This is a genomic window from Microbacterium sp. PRC9, assembly GCF_031844125.1.
GTDB lineage: Bacteria > Actinomycetota > Actinomycetes > Actinomycetales > Microbacteriaceae > Microbacterium.
On the sequence record NZ_JAUZUR010000005.1, the window covers coordinates 218,803 to 239,546 of the forward strand.

The 20,744-nt window shown below is 71.6% G+C and carries 16 protein-coding genes; 11 read left to right on the forward strand and 5 right to left on the reverse strand.

What is annotated here, in order from left to right:
- Window positions 1–8 precede the first annotated feature (8 nt).
- Window positions 9–1,526, forward strand: coding sequence for a glycoside hydrolase family 43 protein (locus tag Q9R33_RS12675; RefSeq protein ID WP_056371768.1), 1,518 nt, complete (start codon window positions 9–11; stop codon window positions 1,524–1,526).
- 89 nt (window positions 1,527–1,615) lie between these two features.
- Here Q9R33_RS12675 and Q9R33_RS12680 read toward each other — a convergent pair whose 3' ends face one another.
- From Q9R33_RS12680 to Q9R33_RS12695, 4 genes are all read right to left on the reverse strand, one after another.
- Complete coding sequence (locus Q9R33_RS12680) at window positions 1,616–3,112, reverse strand: DUF1593 domain-containing protein (protein WP_311293996.1); 1,497 nt, start codon at window positions 3,110–3,112, stop codon at window positions 1,616–1,618.
- Window positions 3,109–4,155, reverse strand: coding sequence for a nucleoside hydrolase (locus Q9R33_RS12685; protein WP_311293997.1), 1,047 nt, complete (start codon window positions 4,153–4,155; stop codon window positions 3,109–3,111). The genes Q9R33_RS12680 and Q9R33_RS12685 overlap by 4 nt, the downstream gene beginning before the upstream one ends.
- A gap of 115 nt (window positions 4,156–4,270) precedes the next feature.
- On the reverse strand, window positions 4,271–5,521 hold the full coding sequence (locus Q9R33_RS12690; protein ID WP_311293998.1) for a D-arabinono-1,4-lactone oxidase: 1,251 nt from the start codon (window positions 5,519–5,521) through the stop codon (window positions 4,271–4,273).
- A 24-nt stretch (window positions 5,522–5,545) separates the two neighbouring features.
- Window positions 5,546–6,283 (reverse strand): FadR/GntR family transcriptional regulator, encoded by a 738-nt coding sequence (locus Q9R33_RS12695; RefSeq protein ID WP_056371772.1) that lies wholly within the window; start codon window positions 6,281–6,283, stop codon window positions 5,546–5,548.
- Window positions 6,284–6,429: 146 nt separating this feature from the next.
- On the opposite strand from Q9R33_RS12695, the gene Q9R33_RS12700 reads away from it, so the two are divergent.
- From Q9R33_RS12700 to Q9R33_RS12745, 10 genes are all read left to right on the forward strand, one after another.
- Window positions 6,430–7,743 (forward strand): ABC transporter substrate-binding protein, encoded by a 1,314-nt coding sequence (locus Q9R33_RS12700; RefSeq protein WP_056371774.1) that lies wholly within the window; start codon window positions 6,430–6,432, stop codon window positions 7,741–7,743.
- 75 nt (window positions 7,744–7,818) lie between these two features.
- Window positions 7,819–9,501 carry a hypothetical protein gene (locus Q9R33_RS12705; RefSeq protein ID WP_311293999.1) on the forward strand — a complete coding sequence of 561 codons (1,683 nt, stop codon included), beginning with the start codon at window positions 7,819–7,821 and terminating at the stop codon, window positions 9,499–9,501.
- A 151-nt stretch (window positions 9,502–9,652) separates the two neighbouring features.
- Window positions 9,653–11,080 (forward strand): MFS transporter, encoded by a 1,428-nt coding sequence (locus Q9R33_RS12710; protein WP_056371778.1) that lies wholly within the window; start codon window positions 9,653–9,655, stop codon window positions 11,078–11,080.
- Window positions 11,077–12,858 carry a dihydroxyacetone kinase family protein gene (locus tag Q9R33_RS12715; RefSeq protein WP_311294000.1) on the forward strand — a complete coding sequence of 594 codons (1,782 nt, stop codon included), beginning with the start codon at window positions 11,077–11,079 and terminating at the stop codon, window positions 12,856–12,858. Before Q9R33_RS12710 ends, Q9R33_RS12715 begins: the two co-directional genes overlap by 4 nt.
- Entirely contained in the window at window positions 12,845–13,330 is a 486-nt protein-coding gene (locus Q9R33_RS12720; protein ID WP_311294001.1) for a ribose-5-phosphate isomerase, read from the forward strand. The genes Q9R33_RS12715 and Q9R33_RS12720 overlap by 14 nt, the downstream gene beginning before the upstream one ends.
- Window positions 13,330–14,205 (forward strand): triose-phosphate isomerase family protein, encoded by an 876-nt coding sequence (locus Q9R33_RS12725; RefSeq protein WP_311294002.1) that lies wholly within the window; start codon window positions 13,330–13,332, stop codon window positions 14,203–14,205. Before Q9R33_RS12720 ends, Q9R33_RS12725 begins: the two co-directional genes overlap by 1 nt.
- Window positions 14,202–14,996 carry a TIM barrel protein gene (locus Q9R33_RS12730; protein ID WP_311294003.1) on the forward strand — a complete coding sequence of 265 codons (795 nt, stop codon included), beginning with the start codon at window positions 14,202–14,204 and terminating at the stop codon, window positions 14,994–14,996. The genes Q9R33_RS12725 and Q9R33_RS12730 overlap by 4 nt, the downstream gene beginning before the upstream one ends.
- Window positions 14,993–15,856 carry a phosphogluconate dehydrogenase C-terminal domain-containing protein gene (locus Q9R33_RS12735; RefSeq protein ID WP_311294004.1) on the forward strand — a complete coding sequence of 288 codons (864 nt, stop codon included), beginning with the start codon at window positions 14,993–14,995 and terminating at the stop codon, window positions 15,854–15,856. Before Q9R33_RS12730 ends, Q9R33_RS12735 begins: the two co-directional genes overlap by 4 nt.
- 3 nt (window positions 15,857–15,859) lie before the next feature.
- Window positions 15,860–16,615: an SDR family NAD(P)-dependent oxidoreductase gene (locus tag Q9R33_RS12740; protein WP_056371794.1), complete on the forward strand. Its 756-nt coding sequence runs from the start codon at window positions 15,860–15,862 to the stop codon at window positions 16,613–16,615.
- A 151-nt stretch (window positions 16,616–16,766) separates the two neighbouring features.
- Window positions 16,767–18,494 (forward strand): hypothetical protein, encoded by a 1,728-nt coding sequence (locus Q9R33_RS12745; RefSeq protein ID WP_311294005.1) that lies wholly within the window; start codon window positions 16,767–16,769, stop codon window positions 18,492–18,494.
- Window positions 18,495–18,664: 170 nt separating this feature from the next.
- Here the strand turns inward: Q9R33_RS12745 and Q9R33_RS12750 are convergent, their stop codons facing one another.
- A complete protein-coding gene (locus Q9R33_RS12750) occupies window positions 18,665–20,743 on the reverse strand; it encodes a beta-galactosidase (RefSeq protein WP_311294006.1) in 2,079 nt (692 codons plus the stop codon).
- Window position 20,744 lies beyond the last annotated feature (1 nt).

A 20,744-nucleotide genomic window follows, 5' to 3' on the forward strand; every position in this document is an offset into this window, starting at 1 on the left:
GGAACCTCGTGACCACGCTCTACAACCCCCTCATCAACGGCTTCCACCCCGACCCGAGCGTCGTGGCGGTGGACGGCGTGTACTACCTCGCGACCTCGACGTTCGAGTACCTGCCGGGCATCCCGATCCACCGCTCGACCGACTTCGAGACGTGGGAGCTCATCGGCCACGTCGCGACCAGGCCCGGGCAGCTCGCCGTCGAGGACGTGCCCACGGCCGGAGGCGCCTGGGCGCCGACGATCCGTCACCGCGACGGCGTGTTCCACCTCGTCATCACCGACGCGATGGGCCGCGGCATGCTGCATTTCACGGCGACGGACGCCGCGGGCCCGTGGAGCGACGGCGACCTCATCCTGAAGGCGGACGGGTCGGAATCCGTCGACGGCATCGACCCCGACATCGCGTGGGACTCCGACGGCAACGTGTACATCACGTTCTCGGGCCTCATCCTCGGCGGCGAGAACGTCGGGCAGCACCTCGGCATCCAGCAGGTGAAGGTCGACCTCGAGCGTCACCTCGCCCTCGAGGAGCCCCGATCGCTGTGGTCGGGCACGGGCGGCCAGTTCCCCGAGGCGCCGCACCTCTACGACGTCGACGGCCGCTGGTACCTGATGATCGCCGAGGGCGGCACCGAGCGTGGGCACGGCATCTCGATCGCGCGCGGCGACTCGCCCGAGGGCCCGTTCGAGACCGCGCCGCACAACCCGCTCGTCTCGGCCCGCTCGACGATCCGTCCCATCCAGAACACCGGACACGGCGACCTGGTGATCGGTCCGGACGGCGACTGGCTGTGCGTGCTGCTGGGGGTGCGGCCCCGGAGCATGACCCGCGCATTCTCGGCTCTCGGTCGCGAGACCTTCGTCACGCCCGTGCGCTGGGAGGACGACGGCTGGCCCGCGATCGATCCGGTGCTGCTCAACCCTCGACCCGGCACGCGCGTCGAGGTGGATTTCGCCCCCGACCGCGCGCTCGACGGCGAGTGGATCGCCGTCCGCTCGCTGCCCGCCGACCACGCCGATCTCTCGGCGCGGCCGGGCTGGCTCACTCTGCGCGCAGACGGCTCGACCCTCGACGATGCGCACCCGGTCTTCGTCGGACGCCGCCAGGAGCACCTCACCAACGCCGTGACGGTGACCGTGGATGCCTCCGCCGGCGTGGGCGGCCTGGCCGTGCGCTACGACGAGCGCTTCCACGTCGAGATCGAGGCGCGCGGCGGCGAGGTCGTCGGCCGCGCCGTCCTCGGCGGCCTCGTGCAGGAGTGGCGCGCGCCCTTCGGCGGCGGCGTGGTCGATCTGCATCTCGAGTCGCGGGCGCCCGAGCCGACTCGCGGGTTCCCGCGCACGAGCGACGTCTTCCACCTCGGTTTCACCGCGGCCGGAGGTGAGCGTGTCGAGCTCGCCGAGGTCGACGGCCGCTTCCTGTCGTCCGAGACGACGGAGTCGTTCACCGGCCGCGTGATCGGCGTGTACGCCGTCGAGGGCGACGTCGCCGTGCTGCGCTGGGTCGCAGAAGGCGACGACGTCTGACGGCGGGCCGAGACAGGGGATCCGCGACGAGACCGAGGACTTCGGCCCTTGGTTCGGCGAGGGTCCCCTGTTTCGGCGAACCGGGGGCGCTACCCGGCGACGACCGTGAGGATCACTCGCTGGTAGGCGTGGAGCGGCAGCGGTGTGCGGGGGTCGGATGCCTCGGCCACCACGTGGATCGTGTCGCCGGGGCGCGCGTCGCCAGGAACCCGGACGGTGACCTGCGAACCCTCGGCGGGCTCGAGCACGACGGCGGCCGTGCACGTGCCCGCTTCGCGGTGGATCCACCAGCCCACCTGCGCATGCGCGCCGCCCGGTCCGCCGACCACGACCGAGAGCCGGGTGTCGGAGCCCGCCACGACCTCCAGGTCGACACCCTGCTCGATCGTCAGCGTGGGGTGGTGGTCGGCATCCTCGAACCGCGGGGTCACGCTCCACCGGAGGCGTGCGGCGAAGTCGGCCTGTGCGTGGGCGAACCACCGCACCACCGATCCCTCGTCGCCCGCGGGGGCGCCGTCCGCCCATTCGGCTCCGCCGGGCCGGAACGCGGCATCCGCGAGACCCCACGTGTCGGCGCCCTCGTCGGTCCGGACGTAGCGGCCGCCCCAGCCGCCGTACGACGGATGCTCGTGGGCGCGCAGCCCCGGCGCGAGAAGGTTCAGCATGTTCGTGGTGTCGCCCTCGGAGATCCACTCGCCCACGGGCTGCGGGTCCATCCACACCTGGTAACCCTGCGCCCGCAAGTCGTCGGCCGACACACCGGAGAGGTGGAAGTAGTCCGTGACGTCGCCGGGCACCATCTGCCGCCCGTCGCCCCACACGCGGTAGAGCGCGCCGAGCGGACCGACGCTCGTGACGTTGTCGCGCATCCACCGGGCACCGAGCAGATGCTGATCACGCGCCGGTACGGTCTTGCGTGCCATGTACCCCCAGGCGAGGGTCGCCACTTCGATCACCCGGATGCCGGGCCACGTCGGCGCGATGTACTCGTCGTAGGTGGCGTCCTGAGAGGCGAATTTCGTGATGACGGCTTTCGCCGACACCTCTGCGCGGATCCGCTCCCAGTCCGCGGTGTCGGCGAAGCGCTCCTCGATCGACAGGAGTGCGCGAGCGACCGTGCTCGGCCCGGCCCACAGCTGCAGGTGGAGCGGCCCGGGCCGATCGTCGAGGAGCGCGTCGGCGATGAGGCGCGAGCCCGGCGACTCCGACGAGATGTCGCCCTCGAAGTCGACGTTGCCCTCACGGATGAGCGAGCGCAGGTGGGACGGATCCGGATACCGCGGGTCGTGCACGACGAGGTTGTCGTACACCTCGGCATAGGCGTCGACGGCGTCGTCGATGAAGCGCTCCCCCGGCGCCCAGCGCCAGGAGGTCTGCGGGGCGTCGTACTCGCGACCGGGCAGGAAGAACTCCGTGCCGGCGCCGTCACCGCGCCAGTGGAACCTGCTGCTCGCGTAGACGAGGCCCTCGATCTCGACCTCGTTGCTGAACAGCAGAAGCCGGATCATCGAGTTGAGGTCGTCGAGCTCAGGGTCGGCGGTGACGATGGTCCGGGGCCGCGGGGCCACGTTCGGCGGGGCGGTCACGCGCCCGCCGCCTGCCACCGGCCGAACTCGGCCAGCTTGACGTAGAAGTCCTCGAACATGAGCCGCGTGTCGACCCACGTGTAGACCCTCATCGGTCTCGCACCGGGGACGTCGACATACCCTCCGTCGTCGCTCAGGGCAGGGGTCGGGCGCTCGACGTACCGACTCGAGGACGGGTCGGCCTCGAACACCGACTGCAGCGCCGTGAGCAGCACGAGCGGCGAGTCGCCGAGGGCGTAGGTCTCTGCTCCGCCGCCGACGTGGGTCGCGACCATCCGCATGACGAAGGCCACCTCGTCGTACAGGTAGCGCCCGAACGGACCCGTCTCGGCGACGCGCACGCGCAGCTCGGCATCCGAGACGAGGCACTGGCGGTACACGTCGCGCGGCACCTGCCACAGCGGGATCGGCGAGTCGCCGAAGACGACCTGCCCCGCGACCGGGTCGATGAGCAGGTTGTACTCGATCGGCATGGCGCTCGGCGGCGGCACCGCGAGCCCCTCGTGCTCTTCGCCGCCGATCCACACGAGCGTCAGCCGCTCGGCGATGCGCGGCTCGACGAGGTAGGCCGAGGCGATGTCGGTCAGCCCGCCGCCGGCGACGTAGAACAGCGGGGTCGACACGTCGTCGCGCAGCGCCTCGGCGATGATCGCGTCGACGGCCGGCGACGGGCGCGGAGTGCTCCGGTCAGCGAGAGGCTCGTCGGACCCGACCACGATCACCTCGGTGGAGGTCAGCCCCATGCGGACGAAGACGTCGTTCGCGATCACGGCGGCGTTCTGCGCACTCCGGCCGGAGGGGTCGAAGCCGTCATCGGCACGAAGGTGCGAGGCGACGACGAGGCGCACCTCGACGCTGGGCGACAGCAGGTGGTGCACGAGCTGGTAGAGGTCGTCGGGATCGCCCGAGAAGTCGTTGTCGATGATGATCCTCGCGCGCGGAGGGCCCAGCGGGGGCAGCTTCTGCCACGGCGTGGTCCCGAGGCTCCAGCTGCGCGCGGCGCGGTCGGTCGGGCGGGTGTCCCCGCTCGGAATCTGCGTCATCTTCGACTTTCCCTTTCGCCGCGGCGTCACGAACGATCTCCCGGATAACTGTAACACCGGTTGACCAATTCACGGTCGACTCCCGCCTTGTCGGTCCTCCACGCGACGCGCCGGGTCAGCGGGGGTCGCGTACGCCGAGGCGCTCGAGGTGCGCGTTCGAGAAGCGGCCTTCGGGGTCGAGGCGCTCGAACACCGCGCGTGCGTCGGCGAGACGCGGGTGCACGCGCTCGATCGCGGCGCGGTCGAAGCCGTGGAGCTTGCCCCAGTGCGGGCGCGCGTCGAACGGCTCGAGCGCGGCTTCGACGCGTGCGACCGCGGCGGCGACGTCGTCGGGGTGGTTGTGCCAGGTGAAGTGGATGATCACGACGTCGCGACGGTAGGCCGGGCTCAGCCACAGCTCGTCCGCGGCGGCGGTGCGCAGCTCGGTCCAGATGAGATGGGGACGGATGCTGTCGCCCAGCGTCCGCACCGCCTCCAGCGCTGCCCGCGCATCGGCGCGCGCCACGAAATACTCGCTCTGGATCTCGTCGCCGAACGACGGCTCGGCATCGAGGCGGAAGTGCGGCAGGCGCAGCATCCACGGTCCGGGGACGCCTGCGATCTCGGTGATGTTGTCCTCCACGCCGAGGGGCGAGTCGCCCTCCGTCGCGCGGACGCCGTCGAGGATCGTGTCGGGCACCGAGTCGTCGTCCGCGGCCAGGCGCGTCTTCAGCCACACGTAGCCGACCGACGGCTCCTCCCAGCGCGAGAACACCGACACGCTGTATCCGGCGGACGTGAGTGCGTCGTAGTCGGCGAGCGCGGCCTCCCACGTGATGCCGGTGTAGATGTCCTGGCGCATGCGGAACGCGGGCACGATGTCGAGGGTGAGCGACACCACGATGCCGTAGGCGCCGAGGCCCACGACGAGGGCGTCGAAGTCGGGCTCGCCGCGGCGCGCCTCGTGCACCTCGGCGTCGGCTCCGACGTAGCGCAGCGCCCGGACGGAGGCCGAGAGCACCCGATTCGCGTCGCCCGACCCGTGGGTGCCCGTCGCCGTCGCGCCGCCGACGTTGATGTGCGGCAGCGAACCCATGTTCCCGAGCGCCCACCCGCGGTCGTCGAGCCACACGGCGAGCACTCCGTAGCGGATGCCGGCGGGCACCGTGACCGCCTGCGCGGCCTCGTCCAGCTCGAACTCGGCCGCGAACCCGGTCACATCGACGAGCGTGCCGGTGGTGTCGGGGAGGTCGGTGAACGAGTGCCGCGTGCCGAGCGCGCGCACGCGCCCCGGCTCACGCAGCACCCGCTGCACGTCGTCGACCGACGTCGCCTCGACGATCCGGTGCGCGGCGTACTCGTACGTTCCAGCCCAATTGCGCGGCATCGCGCCTCCTTCGGACGATCCGGGTCAGTGTGCGGCTTCGGCCGCGAGGCGCTGCGAGGCGGTCGCCATGTGGAGGGCCATCGCGGAGGCGGCGGCATCCTCGTCCTGCGCCTCGATCGCGCGGAAGACGGCGTCGTGCTCGTCGATGGCGGTGCGGGCCTCGGCCTCGTCGTGGACGGCCCGGTCCGCGTACACCTGCAGCAGCGACCGCACCACATGCAGCAGGTCGATCAGCGTGTCGTTGCCCGCGGCCGCGGCGAGCGCGTGATGGAAGTCGAGGTCCGCGCGCGCGAAGGCCTTGAGGTCGCCCACGCCGGACCGCATGCGCTCGAGGGACCCTGCGATCGCGCGGAGATCGGATGCTGCGGCCCGGCCCGCGGCGAGCCGCGCGACGTAGATCTCGAGCCCCGAGCGCAGCTCGAGCAGCTCGGCCGTGTTCTTCTGGCCGATGAGGAGCCCCCAGCGCAGCGTCTGCGGCAGCAGCTCGCTCGCGGTCCCGCGGAGGTACGTGCCCGAGCCGGGGCGGACGTCGACGATGCCGAGGATCTCGAGCGCAGCGAGGGCCTCTCGCACCGCGGACCGCCCGACGCCCAGCGTCGCCGCCAGCTGTCGCTCCGGGGGCAGGCGGGTGCCCGCCTCGAGGTCGCCGCTCGTGAAGAGGTCCATCAGGCGGCGGGCGACCTCCGAGACCGGTGTGCCGGCCGGGAGGGCGCCCAGGGCCGCCGTGATCTCGGCCGAGCGATCGTCGGGGTAGGCGGGCATGCGAACAACTTACGGCAGTCGCGACGACTCTGGGATTGCTTTCGGTCAACCGGTTTGTCAGACTGTGGATCGGCGACGTCAGTCGCCTTTCTCACAGCCGAATGAGAAAACGTTTCCTGAAGCTCGAAGACGAGAGGTCGATCACAATGAAGTTCCGAAACAGGAGGCTCATCGCGGGAGTGGCGGGAGTGGGCCTGATCGCCCTCGCCGGACTCACGGGCTGCGCGTCCGCTGCCCCCGTGAGCAGCCAGCCGACCCTCGACCCCGACGAGGAAGCATCGATCACCTTCACGTTCTGGGGCAACGACGTGCGCGCCGAGCTCTACAACGAAGCGATCGCCGCGTTCGAGGAGCAGCACCCCAACATCGATGTCTCCGTGCTGTTCCTCTCCCCCAACGACTACTGGGAGAAGCGCCAGATCGAGGCCAGCGGCGGGGGCCTGCCCGACGTGGTCACGATGGATCTCGCCTACATCCGCCAGTACTCGCAGAGCGGGTCGCTGCTCGACCTCGAGCCGTACCTCGGCAGCATCATCCAGACCGACCCGATCGAGCCGTCGGTGCTCGGCGCAGGCGTGGTCGACGGGGTCACCACGGCGGTGCCGATCTCCACGAACGCCTGGTCGATGTTCATGAACACGACGACGCTCGACGAGGTCGGCGTCGAGCCGTTCGCCGGCGGGACGTGGGACGAGTACTACGAGTGGGTCGCCGAGGTGACCGACGCCGCGCAGGCGGCCGGCGTGCCGGACGTCTGGGGCGGCGTCGACCCGTCCTCGCGCTTCGTGAACTTCGAGATGCAGCTGCGCGCCGAGGGCAAGGATCTCTTCGACGACGAGGGCAACCCCGGCTTCGACGAGGAGCGCCTCACGGAGTACTGGGAAGAGGGCGCCGACGCGCGCGAGGGCGGCGCCTTCGTGCCCCAGCAGCGGGTCGCCGAGGTGCAGCCGCTGACCGCCTTCGATGCCGGACTCGGCGCGAGCGACACGCAGACGGACAACTTCCTCGCGGGCTACCTCGCGAACCTGGGCGAGGGCAACGAGGTCACGCTGCAGGCACCTCCGCTGTCGGTGGACGGCGCGAAGGACCTCTACCTCAAGGCGTCGCAGATGTACTCCATCGCGGCGAACTCGGAGCACCCCGCCGCGGCGGCCACGCTCATCGACTTCCTCATCAACTCGCCGGAGTCGGGCGAGATCTTCGGCACCAACCGCGGCCTGCCGGCCTCGGCGACGGCGCGGGAGGCCGCGGACCTCGATCCGGTGAGCCAGGACATCGTGGACTACGAGGCGTCGATCGCCGACCGGCTGGGCGAGGCGCCGCCGGCGCCGATCGTCGGCTACGGCTCGCTGCACGAGAAGTTCCGTGAGCTGACGGAGGAGCTGAACTTCGGCACGCTCACGGTCGACCAGGCCGTCGAGCAGTTCTTCGCCGAGATGGACGTGGTGCTGAACCAGTAGCCCGTTCCGTGCGGCGGCCGACTCCAGGGAACGTCGGCCGCCGCACCTCGCTTTCACCCTCCGAGGAGCCTCCCCGTGCCCGTCGACGAATCCGCCGCCCCCTCATCCGCCCCCACCTCGCCCCGTCCGTCGCTCGGCATCCAGGGGCCGGTCGTCGCGTTCCAGGACCCCTGGGCGGGAGCCGCCTCGGACGAGATCATGCGCACGGGGACCGGCATCCCCATCCCGTCGCAGGATCCGCCGCCGACGCCGCGCGAGTTCGTGGGCGTGCTGCGCGACCTCGGCGCCGACTTCTACGTGCACCACGTGATCCCGACCCACGCCGACCGCAGCGCGCTGCTGGGCGACCTCGCCGACGCCGGCATCGACCTCGTGCTGGGCAACGAGTACGGCAACATCAACGGGCCCTTCGCCGACGGCACGAACCGGTACGACCTCCCGGCGGATCTGATCCGGGATGCTGCGGCCGCCGGCGTGCTCGCCGGCGTGCTGTACGACGAGCCCGAACACCTCCAGATCCACGCCGATCAGTACCGGCACGACGCCCACCTGCCCCACTTCGGTCAGACCGAGGGCCTCGGGGCGGACGAGGCCGTCGCGGTGATCGACGACGCCGTGCGCGGCATCGTGCGCGACGTCGACGCCGCGACCTCCGCTACGGGCTCCGCGTCCGTTCCGGTGCTCGCCGAGCAGGTGTTCCCCGTGATGTTCCACACGCTCGCCCGCGCCGGGATGACGCCGGCGCCCAAGGTGATGAAGGAGTCGTTCCAGCCGCTGCAGCTCGGCACCGCGCTCGGTGCGGCCGTCCAGTACGGGCGCGAACTGTGGATCTGCGCGGATCTGTGGGGCCCCGACATCGGGCCGTGGCTCACCCGCGCCCCGGGCTTCCCCGGCCACTCGCCCGCCGAGTTCGCGTCGGCGCTGCGCCTGGCCTACCTCTTCGCCCCCACGCGGCTGTTCGTCGAGAACATCGACGTGCTGGTGCGCCACCGCGGTTCGGGAGCGTTCGAGCGCACCGCCCACGGCCAGGTCTGGCGGGAGTTCGTCCGCGACTTCGTGCCGCGGCATCCACTCCGCTGGAGCCATCGCGATGCCCGCGCCGACATCGCCCTCGTCCATGCCGACGACAGCGACTTCGGCCGTGGCGCGCGGCCGTTCGGCAACCGTGCGACGACGGCGCCCGCCACCTCCCGCAGCGTCTTCGAGGCCTGGCACGCGCTCAGCCACGGGCAGCTTCCCGACCACGGGAGCTGCCTCCACATCCCCGGCTACGACTTCCCCCGTCACGAGCTGAACGGCATCCCCCGGCCGCAGTTCCCGCTCGACGCGGGCGCCGCCGAGCCGACCCGCATGCACGGGCTGTTCCAGCCGACCCGCAGCACGCTCGTGTTCGACGAGCATGTGCGTGCCGATCAGCTCGCCGACGCGGGTCTGGTCGTGGTCGCGGGCAGCCGGCTCCCCCGCACGACGCTCGAGGCGCTGCGCGCCCACGCGCAGGCCGGCGCGACCGTGCTCATCGCCGCCTGGCTGTGCGATCCCGAGCGTCCGCGGTCCGCGCGGGTCGGCCGCGGAAGCTGGATCGTGTACGAGACGCTCGACGACGACGCCGCGCAGGACGCGATCGCCGCACACGCCGGCGAGCCCGACGTCTGGACGCAGCGCTTCGGCGATGTCGATCTGCGCATCTCCGCGACGAGTCCCGGCGGCGAGACGCTCGAGTTCGAGATCGCGGATGCTGCGACCCGCCGCGTCGCCTGAACCCGCGCTTCCTCGCACCGGCGTGCGCACAGCTCCGTGCGTGACGCGGCGGCGCGGCCGCGGCATCCCTTCTCACTTGCAATTGGTCAACCGGTTTGTCACAATGGTCGTCGGAAACCACCTCGATCACCGTCGATGAGCAGGAGTCACCGTGGACCAGAACCAGACCGTCGCCGACGCGCCCCCCGTCGCGCGATCCGCCATCCGCAAGGTGTCGATCCGCCTCGTGCCGTTCGTCGCGCTGATGTTCTTCATCAACTACCTCGACCGCACCGCGATCGGCTTCGCCGCCCCCAACGGGATGAACGAAGACCTCGCACTGAGCGCCGCTCAGTTCGGATTCGCCTCGGGCGTCTTCTTCATCGGCTACATCCTTCTCGAGGTGCCCTCGAACCTGGCGCTGCACAAGTTCGGCGCCCGCCGCTGGCTTTCGCGCATCATGGTGAGCTGGGGCATCGTCGCGCTGCTGTTCACATGGGTGCAGAACTTCGAGCAGCTCGTCGTACTGCGCTTCCTCCTCGGCGTCGCCGAGGCCGGCTTCTTCCCCGGGGCGATCCTCTTCCTCAGCCTCTGGGTGCCCGCGCAGTACCGCGGCCGCATCCTCATGCTCTTCTACCTGGCGCAGCCGCTCACCACGGTCATCGGCGCCCCGCTGGCCGGGTGGCTCATCCAGCAGCACGAGGTGTTCTTCGGCCTCGAGGGCTGGCGCTTCATGTTCTTCGGCGTCGCGATCCCGGCGATCATCGTCGGTGTCATCGCGTGGTTCTACCTCAAGGACAAGCCCTCCGACGCGACCTGGCTCACCCGTGACGAGCAGGTCTGGCTGACCGACGCGCTCGACCGCGAGAAGGCCGCCACGCAGAAGAAGGAGCACGGCCACGTGTCGGCGCGCTTCGCCTTCAAGAGCGGTCGCGTGTGGGTGCTCTCGTTCATCTACTTCGGCTTCATCTACGGCCTGTACGCACTCGCGTTCTTCCTCCCCACGATCATCGAGGGGTTCCAGAGCCAGACCGGTCAGACCTTCGACACGCTGCAGAAGGGCCTCATCACCGCGATCCCGTACCTGCCGGCCGCCGTCGTCATGTACTTCTGGTCGCGAGACGCCTCCAAGCGCGGCCTCAAGACGTGGCACATCGCGGGTCCCGCGATCGCCGGCGCCGTCAGCATCCCGCTCGCGCTGTTCATGGGATCGCCGGCGGCCACCATCGCCGTCATCACGATCACCGCGTGCGCGATCTTCGCGGCGCTGCCGAACTTCTGGACGCTCCCGACGCGCTTCCTCACGGGCGCTGCCGCGGCGGCCGGTGTCGCGCTGATCAACACGATCGGCAACCTGGCCGGCTTCTCGGCTCCGTTCGTCACGGGCTTCGTGCACGACTGGACCGGCGGCTACGAGGTTCCGATGTTCATCGTCGGCTTCGTCATGCTCGTCTCGGCGGTGCTGATGGTGCTGCTGGCCCGCAGCAACCGCATCAACCCGGTCGTCGTCGACGACGCAGCCGTGAGCACGGACCCTGCACCCGCCGTGGACGCCGAGGCTCTGCACACCGCGGCAGAGCCCAAGGGGGATGCGCGATGACGCGGCTCTGGAACGAGCCGGCGGATTTCGCCGACGAGATGATCGACGGCTTCGTCGCGGCCAACGAGCGGTATGTGCGGCGGGTGCCGGGCGGCGTGGTGCGTTCGACGGTGTCACCGGCGGGTCAGGTCGCGGTCGTGGTGGGCGGCGGTTCGGGTCACTACCCCGCGTTCGGGGGGCTGGTGGGTCCGGGGCTCGCGCACGGCGCGGCGATGGGCAACCTGTTCGCGTCGCCCTCGACGCAGCAGGTGTACAGCGTGGCGAAGGCCGCCGAAGGCGGTGGCGGCGTGTTCTTCTCCTACGGCAATTACGCCGGCGACGTGCTCAACTTCAACGCCGCGCAGGAGCGGCTGCGTGCCGAGGGCATCGCGTGCGAGACCGTCACGGTGACCGACGACATCGTCAGCGCCACCCCGGATGAGAAGCACAAGCGCCGTGGTATCGCGGGCGACCTGACGGTGTTCCGCATCGCCGGCGCGGCCGCCGCGGCGGGCGCCGACCTCGCCGAGGTCACCCGGCTCGCACGCCTCGCGAACGAGCGCACCCGCTCGTTCGGGGTCGCGTTCACCGGCTGCACGCTGCCCGGCGCCGAGAAGCCGCTGTTCACCGTCCCGGAGGGACGGATGGCGATCGGTCTCGGCATCCACGGCGAGCCGGGCATCGACGAGACCGGCATCCCGACCGCCGACGGACTGGCGGAGCTGCTCGTGGAGCGGCTGCTGGGCGAGGTGCCCGCCGGGGTGCAGGTCGCCGGCGCCCGAGTGGTGCCGATCCTCAACGGCCTCGGGTCGCTGAAGTACGAGGAGATGTTCGTCGTCTACCGGCGCATCGCCCAGCTCCTCACCGACGCCGGTCTCGAGCTGGTCGACCCGCACGTCGGCGAGTACTGCACGAGCTTCGACATGGCCGGCACGTCGCTGACCCTGTTCTGGCTGGCGGGTGCCGATGAAGACAGTGAGCTCGCCCCGTTGTGGGACGCACCCGTGGACACCCCCGCCTACCGGCGCGGCTCCGTCGCCCCGCAGCAGCGTCTCGTCGTCGCCGACACCGCTGCGACCGTGGCCGAGGCCATCGAGCCCGGGGACGAGGCATCCCAGTCCGTCGCCCGGACCGTGCTCGCAGCGGTCCGCACGATCGTCGACACCGTCGACGAGCACGTCGACGAGCTGGGCCGGATCGATGCGATCGCCGGTGACGGCGACCATGGCATCGGCATGCAGCGCGGTTCGCACGCGGCGCTGGCCGCCGCGACCGCCGCCGTCGACGCCGGTGCCGGCGCTCGCACCACGCTCGCGCACGCCGCCGACGCCTGGGCCGACAAGGCCGGCGGCACGTCGGGCGCACTGTGGGGCGTCATCTTGAACGCCGTCGCCGCGAAGCTCGGCGACACCGGCCGCCCCGATCCGGCCGCCATCGCCGCCGGGGTCGCGGCAGGGTCGCGCGGGGTCACCGACTACGGCAAGGCCGAGGTCGGCGACAAGACCCTCGTCGACGCGCTCGTGCCGTTCAGCACCACCCTCACCGGTGCCGTGGATGCCGGCGCCCGTCTCCCCGACGCGTGGCGGACGGCGGCGGATGCGGCCACCCGCGCCGCGATCGCGACCGCCGAGCTCCTGCCCCGCATGGGCCGTGCCCGCACACACGGCCAGAACAGCGTCGGCACCCCTGACCCGGGCGCGATCAGTCTCGCGCTCATCGTGACCGCCATCGCAGAAACACTCGCCGCCGAGACGCGCGCGGCCGACGACCAGAAGGAGAACGCACATGGCACCGTCTGAGAACCCTGAGCCGCTGCGCATCGTGATCGGCGCCGACGACGCCGGCTTCGACTACAAGGAGATCCTGAAGAAGGACCTCCTCGCCAACCCCGGCGTGGCCGAGGTGATCGACGTCGGCGTGGACGCCGACGGCCACACCCCGTACCCGAAGGTCGCCATCGAGGCCGCGCAGCAGGTCGCCGCCGGCACCGCCGACCGCGCACTGCTGATCTGCGGCACGGGCCTCGGTGTCGCGATCGCGGCGAACAAGGTCCCCGGCATCCGCGCCGTCACCGCCCACGACTCGTTCTCGGTCGAACGCGGCGTGCTGTCCAACAACGCGCAGGTGCTCACCATGGGCCAGCGCGTGATCGGCATCGAGCTCGCCCGCCGACTGGTGCGCGAGTGGCTGACCTACCGGTTCGACACCACCTCCGCGTCCGCCGACAAGGTCGCCGTCATCGACGAGTTCGAGACCACCGGGTCCTGCTGATGGCGCAGGTCACGGTCGGAGTGAGCCTGAAGACGTACTTCGGGCACGAGCGGGCACGCGCGTGGTTCGCCGATGTGGCGCAGCGCGCGGCCGGCCACCCCGCCGTGGCCGCCGGGGACGTGCGGTTCTTCGTCATCCCCAGCTACCTGCAGATCCTCCCCGCCCTGCAGGCGTTCGCGGGCACCCCGGTGCTGGTCGGCGCCCAAGACGTCTCCGCCTACCCGCCCGGCGCCTACACCGGCGAGGTCACCGCCGCCGAGCTCGCCGAGGTCGGCGTCCAGGTCGCCGAGATCGGCCACGCCGAACGCCGCCGCCTGTTCGATGAGACCGACACCGTCACCGCCGGCAAAGCCACCGCCGCCCTCGCCCACGGCATCACCCCGGTGCTCTGCATCGGCGAAGCCGAGCACCTCGGCGCCCCAGCCGCCGCGCTCGCGAACGTCGAGCAGCTCGCCGCGAACCTCGAGAACGTCCCCGCCGGTCCGGTGATCGTCGCGTACGAGCCGGTCTGGGCGATCGGCGCCGCCGAGCCGGCCCCCGACACGCACATCGCCACCGTCACCCGGGCCCTCCGCGCCGCCGTCGACGCCGACCCCGCCCGCGCCGGCAGCGTCGTCATCTACGGCGGCTCCGCCGGCCCCGGCCTCCTCACCCGCCTCGGCCAAGCCGTCGACGGCCTCTTCCTCGGCCGCTTCGCCCACGACCCCGACGCCCTCACCGCCGTCCTCGACGAGGCATCCGCCCTCGCCGCCTCCCGCCCCCACCCCGCCGATGATTCAGTGAGACCCCAGTCGGCGGACGAGACGGTGGGTGAACCCCAGGGTCTCGGCGGCCACCTGTCGTCTCACGGGGCTGAGGGCGAGGTGGACGCATGATCGGCCTCGGGACGTACGCCTTCTTCTGGCAGCACTCCGACCAGGTGCCCGAGCCGCTGTCGCTCATCGCGGCGTTCGAGGCCACCAAGGAGCTCGGCGTCGACCTGTTCCAGATCTGCGACTACGCTCCGCTCGAGACCATGACCGGATCCGAGCTCGCCGACGCTGCGGCCGCGGCGCGCGACCTCGAGCTCACGATCGAGCTGGGCACCAAGGGCATCGAGCCGCATCGGCTCACGCGATTCCTCGATCTCGCGAGCGCGTTCGACACCACCCTGGTGCGCAGCATGCTCTACTCCGCCGACACCCGTCCCACCCTCGATCAGGCCGCGGAGTGGCTCGCCGCCGTGCTCCCCTCCTTCGAGGCCGCCGGCGTCGACCTTGCGCTCGAGACCTACGAGCAGGTCTCGACGGAAGACCTCGTGGGCCTGGTCGCACGCATCGACAGCGAGCGCCTCGGCATCTGCCTCGACCCCGCCAACGTCGTCGCCCGCCTCGAGCGTCCGCGCGACTGCGTCGAGCTGACCGCCGCGCACGTCAAGAACGTGCACGTCAAGGACTTCGCCTTCGCCCGCCAGCCGGGCTGGGTCGGCTTCACGTACGGGGGCGCGCCCATGGGCGACGGCCTCCACGACTACCCCCACCTGCTCGAGACCGTGCGCCCTCGCGAGCGCGGGATCAACGAGGTCGTCGAGCACTGGCTCTCCTGGCAGGGGGATGCCGAGACCACCGTCCGCACCGAGCGGGAATGGACCCGCCGCACCATCGAATATCTGAGGAGCACGACATGAGCACGACCACCGACACCTACAAGATCGCCGTCATCGGCGCCGGCGGGAAGATGGGCATGCGCGTGTCCAACAACCTCGTCAAGACCGACCACACCGTCTGGTACGTCGAGAACTCTCCCGCCGGCCGGGAGCGCACGATCGACGCCGGTCGTGAGCTGACGGATGCCGCCACCGCCGTCGCCGACGCCGACATCGTCGTCCTGGCCGTGCCCGACCTCGCCCTCGGCCCCGTCACGGCCGACCTCGTGCCGCAGCTGAAGTCGGGCGCGATCGTGCTGACGCTCGACCCGGCCGCCGCCTACGCGGGCCTGCTCACCACGCGCGAGGACGTCGTCCAGGCCGTCGCGCACCCGTGCCACCCGTCGGTGTTCCTCGAGCGCACGACCAAGGAGGAGTGGGCCGACACGTTCGGCGGCATCGCCGCCCCGCAGGACGCCATCGCGGCTGTGGAGAGCGACGACCCGGCCCACAAGGCCATCGTCGAGGCCACGGTCCGTGCGATCTACGCGCCCGTCATCGACGTGCACTTCGTCACCGTCAAGCAGCTCGCGCAGCTCGAGCCGACCCTCGTCGAGACCGTCGCCTGCATGATCGGCGCGCTCCTCAACGAGGCGCTCGACGAGGCGATCAACACCATGGGCGTCCCCGAGGCGGCGGCGCGCAGCATCCTGTACGGCCACACCCAGGTGGCGCTGGCCAACGGTCTGCGCGGCGACAACCCGTTCTCGGACGCGTGCCTCATCGCGATGGACTACGGCCGCGAGTCGATCATCAAGGACGACTGGAAGAAGATCTTCCGCGACGACGAGCTCGACAAGAACCTCGCGCGCATGCTGCACCTCGACCACATCGAGCGCTGATCCATGGGACAGCTCGAGGGCAAGACCGCGCTCGTCACGGGCGGTGCACTGGGCATCGGCCTCGCGGTCGCCCAGCGCTTCGCCCGTGAGGGAGCCCGTGTGATCCTCGCCGACCGCAACGGCGAGGGGGCGGCCGCGGCGGCCGCCGAGATCGGCGAGAACGCCCGTGCCGTCACGATGGACATCTCGGACGAGGACGCGGTCGCCGCGGCCTTCGCCGAGGTCGAGGCGGCAGGCTGGGCGCCCGACGTCGTGGTGGCGAATGCCGGCGTGCAGCTGTTCGGGCAGGATGCGCAGGCCGCCGACCTCGACCTGGAGGTGTGGCGCCGGACGATCGACATCAACCTGACAGGGACGTTCCTGACGGTCAAGCACGCTCTGCGCAGCATGGTGCCGCGCGGCGGCGGGTCGATCATCCTCACCGGCAGCCCGACGGCGGTCAACGGCGAGGGCAAGGACTTCACCGCCTACAGCGCGTCGAAGGCCGGCATGCACGGCCTCGGCCGCACGGTCGCGGCGGCGTACGCCGACCGCGGCATCCGCGTGAACACGGTGCAGCCGGCGTACACCGAGACGCCCCTGGTGGCGGCGATCAGCGAGGACCCCGCCTCGCGCGCCGCGATCGTCAGCCGCATCCCGATCGGTCGCGCCGGCACCCCCGACGACGTCGCGGGCATCATGGTGTACCTCGCCAGCGACGACGGCGCCTTCGCCACGGGGGCGACCTTCCAGGTCGACGGCGGCATGACCTCGCTCTGACCCCACGTCCACTCGGGGTTTGGGGCGCATTTCGTCCGTTGGGGCGCATCTTCTGCGCCCCAACGGAGATTCCGCGCCCCGAACACGGGGGACGAGGGTCGAGGACCACGAACGTTGCGCAGGACTCGCTGCGGAGGACGAGGATGGGACGATGACGGACCTGTGGAACGGCGAACCCGCACGCGAGTGGCGGAGCGGCCCGTGGTCGCTCGAGCTCCGTGACGACGAGCTCGCCGACATCTCGTATCACGGCCGCGTCGTGCTCCGCTCGGTGCGCGCGGTGGTGCGCGATCGCAACTGGGACACCGCCGGTCTCGTGGTCGACCGCATCGACTCGTCCGGCATCGCGCTGACGCTGCACGTGCACTCGACCGGGCTCGGCTCCGACCTCCACGGCATCGTCCGCGCGGAGGTGCGCGGCGCCGGACGCCTGCGCGTCCTCGCCGACCTCGAGTCGGCCTCGGAGTTCGAGACCAACCGCACCGGCCTCGTCGTGCTCCACCCGCCGACGCTCGCGGGCTCCACTCTGCACGTCCGCCACTCCGACGGCACCGTGGTGCGCTCCCGGTTCCCGGCCGGCATCAGCCCCCATCAGCCCGCGTTCGACATCGCCGGCCTGTCCTGGACGCACGACGGCCTCGACGTCGACGTGCGTTTCGCGGGCGACGTCTTCGAGATGGAGGACCAGCGCAACTGGACGGATGCCTCGTACAAGACGTACAGCCGCCCTCTCGCACTCCCCTTCCCCTACGCTCTCGCCGCAGGTGAGCGGGTCGTCCAATCGGTCGACATCGCCGTATCGGGGACCCCCGCCGCCGTGGTGGACGACCCGGTGACCCGCATCCGCCTCCAGGAGGGGCCGGCGCTGCCCGCGATCGGGGTGTCGGCATCGACCGCTGCGGATCCCGCCCCGGACTTCGCAGCCCTCGGCGGGACGGTGCTCGTCGAGCTCGACCTCGCGACCGGCAACTGGCGTGCGGCGCTCGACCGCGCCGCGGCATCCGGACTCCCTCTGGACGTGAGGTTCGTCCTCGCGGACGACGACCCGGCCGCCATCGACCACGCGGTACCCGCGCTTCACGGTCTGTCGGTCGCGCGCGTCACCGCGTTTCCGCCGACCGGTCCGGCGCGACACGTCTCCGACCTCGATGCGATCGCCGCCCTCCGCCACGCCCTCACCGAGGCGGGCATCGAGGCCGAGGTGGTCGGCGGCGCACGCTCGCACTTCACCGAACTCAACCGCGAGCACCATCGCCTTCCGCGCGGCCTCGACGGCATCGTGTTCAGCAGCACGCCGCTCTTCCACAGCCTGAGCACCGCCCAGCTGGTCGAGTCCGTCGGCATGCAGCGGGTCGCCGCCGCGCAGGCCGTGCGCCTCGCGGGCGGCCTGCCGGTGCACATCGGGCCGATCTCGCTGCGCCCGCACTTCAACGACGTGGCGACGACCCCGCCGCCGATGCCCGACCACGACGACCTGCGCGACGGCTACGGCTCGGCGCTGACGGACGCCGTCGACGCGCGCCAGGCCGCCCCCGAACTGGCCGCGTGGACCGTCGCCAGCGCCGCGGCCTTCGCGGTGCCCGGCGTCGCGACGCTCGCCTACTTCGAGGAATGGGGTCCGCGCGGACTGCGCACGGCCGACGGCGCGACCCTGCCCGTGTTCGACGCCGTCGCCGCTCTCGCCGCGCTCGCCGGCGAGCCGGGCCTGCGCGGCGACTCCCCCGACGGCCTCGTGTGGGCGCTCGGGGCCCGCACCGCCGGCGGCGACATCGTGCTCGCCGCGAACCTCGACCACCGCTCGCGCACGGTCGAGGTCGAGCTCCCCGGCGGCGAGTCCCGCACCGCGGAGCTCGCCCCCGGCACCTTCACCCGTCTCTGACCTCCGCATCCGTCTCCCCGGCCCGCGCCGAGTCGGCCGAAGACGTCGCTCCTCACGCGCGACACGGCATCGAGAGCCGACTCGACCTTCCCCGGCCCGCGCCGAGTCGGCCACACGTGCCGCTTCCGACGGACGATCCGCCGCATCGGGCCGACCTGGCCTGAGCGCGGTCAGGCCTCGCGCCAGACGCGCACATCCCAGGGCGCGAGCGTGACCTCGGCCCCCGCCGCGAACACCGCGTCGTCGAGGACGGATGCTGCGGCCCGGCCGAGCACGACGGCACGGGGCTCGGGCGACCAGTTGTGGATCACCCACACGCGGCCCCGCTCTCCCGTGAGCGAGTGCGCTGTGACCGAGCTCGGCCGCGCCGCGAGGATCCCGTCGGGCGATCCCGCCACGTCGCCGATCACCTCGGCGAGCGTCGCGCGGTCGAGAAGGGAGCCCACCACGGTGATCGAGCCCGCGCCGACATCCCGTCGCGTCACGGCGGCCCACCGTCCGAACAGCTCGTGCCGGTAGCCGAGCACGACCTCGGCCCCGTCGGGCTCGAGTCCATCCACCCAGCCGTGGGCGCTCCCGACGATCTCGCCGTCCCGGACCACGTCGACCGGCGCGGCGAGCGCCGCGAACTCCCGGTAGCCCACGCCCGCTGCGGCACCCACGATCGCCGGCGCGAGCGCCACGCGCATGCGGCCTTCGTCGTCGCCGTACCCCGTGCGCGGACCCAGCACGAGCCGGCCGCCGAGACGCGCGTACTCCGCGAGGGTCTCGAGGGTCGGATCGGATGCCGCGACCAGCCCTGCGACCACGAGCACCGGGTAGCGCTGCACGAGCTCGTCGGCTTCGGGCAGCTGACGCTCGTTCACGTACCCGACCTGCAGCCCGGCATCGATCGCGGCGCGGCCGAAGGCACCCACGATCCGCGCGTACGACCCGCGGTCCCCCTCGGACCCGGCCGCGAGCGGCGGCTCGAACGCCATCATCCACTCGCTGTCGTGCGCGGACACGAGCCCGAGGTCGGCGTCGGGCGCAGCATCCGTCAGCCATTCCGCCGCCGCGGCGAACTGCCGGCCGATCCCGGAGATCTCGTCGTAGACACGCCCTGGCGACAGGTCGTGTCCGACGATGCCGCCCCAGTGCACCTCGGCGCCCGAGTGCAGCGTGTGCCAGTGCCAGTACGACACGAGCCGCGCGCCGCGCGCGACCAGCAGCCAAGCCGCCTGCGCGAGCTGCCCGTCATAGGGAGGGCGCGTGAGCCACGCGGGGCCGATCGACGCGGCACCCGTCTCGGTGACGAGGAACGGCCCCTGCGTCGTGGCGCGCATGCGGTCGGCCATGAGCACGAGCTGCGGGACGTCGTCGGCGTACCAGTTCCCGCCCGCCCCCTCCAGGGAGAGATCGAGCGCGTCCTGCGCGAGGTAGTAGGCGTTGCCGCTCGCGATGTCGAGCCGCGCGCCGACCGCGACGTCGTCCATCGCGGGGCGCTGATAGGCGATGCACGTCGTCAGGAAGGTGTCGTCGTCGACGAGCTCGCGGACGATGCCGGCCTGCCAGCCGATGAAGTCCGCCGTGAGCTCGGCCTGGAACCGGCGCCACGCGAGGTCGTAGGCCGGCGTGGTGTTGCCGGCCGGCGCCCACAGCTCGTCCCAGTCGGCGATGCGGTGCGACCAGTACGTGAGTCCCCACTCCCGGTTGAGCGTCTCGACGTCGCCGTAGCGCTCCGCGACCCACTCGCGGAAGCGCTGCACGACGGCGTCGTTGTGGATGAGGTGCAGACCCGCCTCATTGTCGAGCTGCACCCCGATCACGGCGGGATGCCGGCCGTGGCGGCCGACGACGGCCCGGATCACACGCTCGGCGTAGCCGCGGAACAGCTCCGACGTGTAGTCGGCCTCCTGCCGCCCGCCCCACGGCACCCGCGAGCCGTCGCGGCGCACGACCGCGAGCTCCGGATGTGCGCGCGCCAGCCACGGCGGCACCGCGTAGGTCGGGGTGCCGAGGATGACCGCGATCCCGTGGCGCTCGGCCGCATCGAGGATCGGCGTCATCCACTCGAGGTCGAACTCGCCGTCGCGGGGCTCCCACGTGGACCAGACCGACTCGCCGACGCGGATGCACGTGATCCCGGCATCCGTCATCAGCCGGAGGTCGGTCTCAAGCCGGTCCCTATCGGGCAGGTACTCGTTGTAGTACGCCGTGCCGAGCCGCGGGCCGCCCCGCCACGCCCGCAGGCGATCGACGGATGCCACG

Excerpts from the sequence above, each read along its gene's own strand:
- Q9R33_RS12685 (WP_311293997.1), bottom strand. The coding sequence starts at position 4,155 with ATGACGCAGATTCCGAGCGGGGACACCCGCCCGACCGACCGCGCCGCG.
- Q9R33_RS12690 (WP_311293998.1), bottom strand. The coding sequence starts at position 5,521 with ATGCCGCGCAATTGGGCTGGAACGTACGAGTACGCCGCGCACCGGATC.
- Q9R33_RS12695 (WP_056371772.1), bottom strand. The coding sequence starts at position 6,283 with ATGCCCGCCTACCCCGACGATCGCTCGGCCGAGATCACGGCGGCCCTG.
- Q9R33_RS12700 (WP_056371774.1), top strand. The coding sequence starts at position 6,430 with ATGAAGTTCCGAAACAGGAGGCTCATCGCGGGAGTGGCGGGAGTGGGC.
- Q9R33_RS12715 (WP_311294000.1), top strand. The coding sequence starts at position 11,077 with ATGACGCGGCTCTGGAACGAGCCGGCGGATTTCGCCGACGAGATGATC.
- Q9R33_RS12720 (WP_311294001.1), top strand. The coding sequence starts at position 12,845 with ATGGCACCGTCTGAGAACCCTGAGCCGCTGCGCATCGTGATCGGCGCC.
- Q9R33_RS12725 (WP_311294002.1), top strand. The coding sequence starts at position 13,330 with ATGGCGCAGGTCACGGTCGGAGTGAGCCTGAAGACGTACTTCGGGCAC.
- Q9R33_RS12730 (WP_311294003.1), top strand. The coding sequence starts at position 14,202 with ATGATCGGCCTCGGGACGTACGCCTTCTTCTGGCAGCACTCCGACCAG.
- Q9R33_RS12735 (WP_311294004.1), top strand. The coding sequence starts at position 14,993 with ATGAGCACGACCACCGACACCTACAAGATCGCCGTCATCGGCGCCGGC.
- Q9R33_RS12740 (WP_056371794.1), top strand. The coding sequence starts at position 15,860 with ATGGGACAGCTCGAGGGCAAGACCGCGCTCGTCACGGGCGGTGCACTG.
- Q9R33_RS12745 (WP_311294005.1), top strand. The coding sequence starts at position 16,767 with ATGACGGACCTGTGGAACGGCGAACCCGCACGCGAGTGGCGGAGCGGC.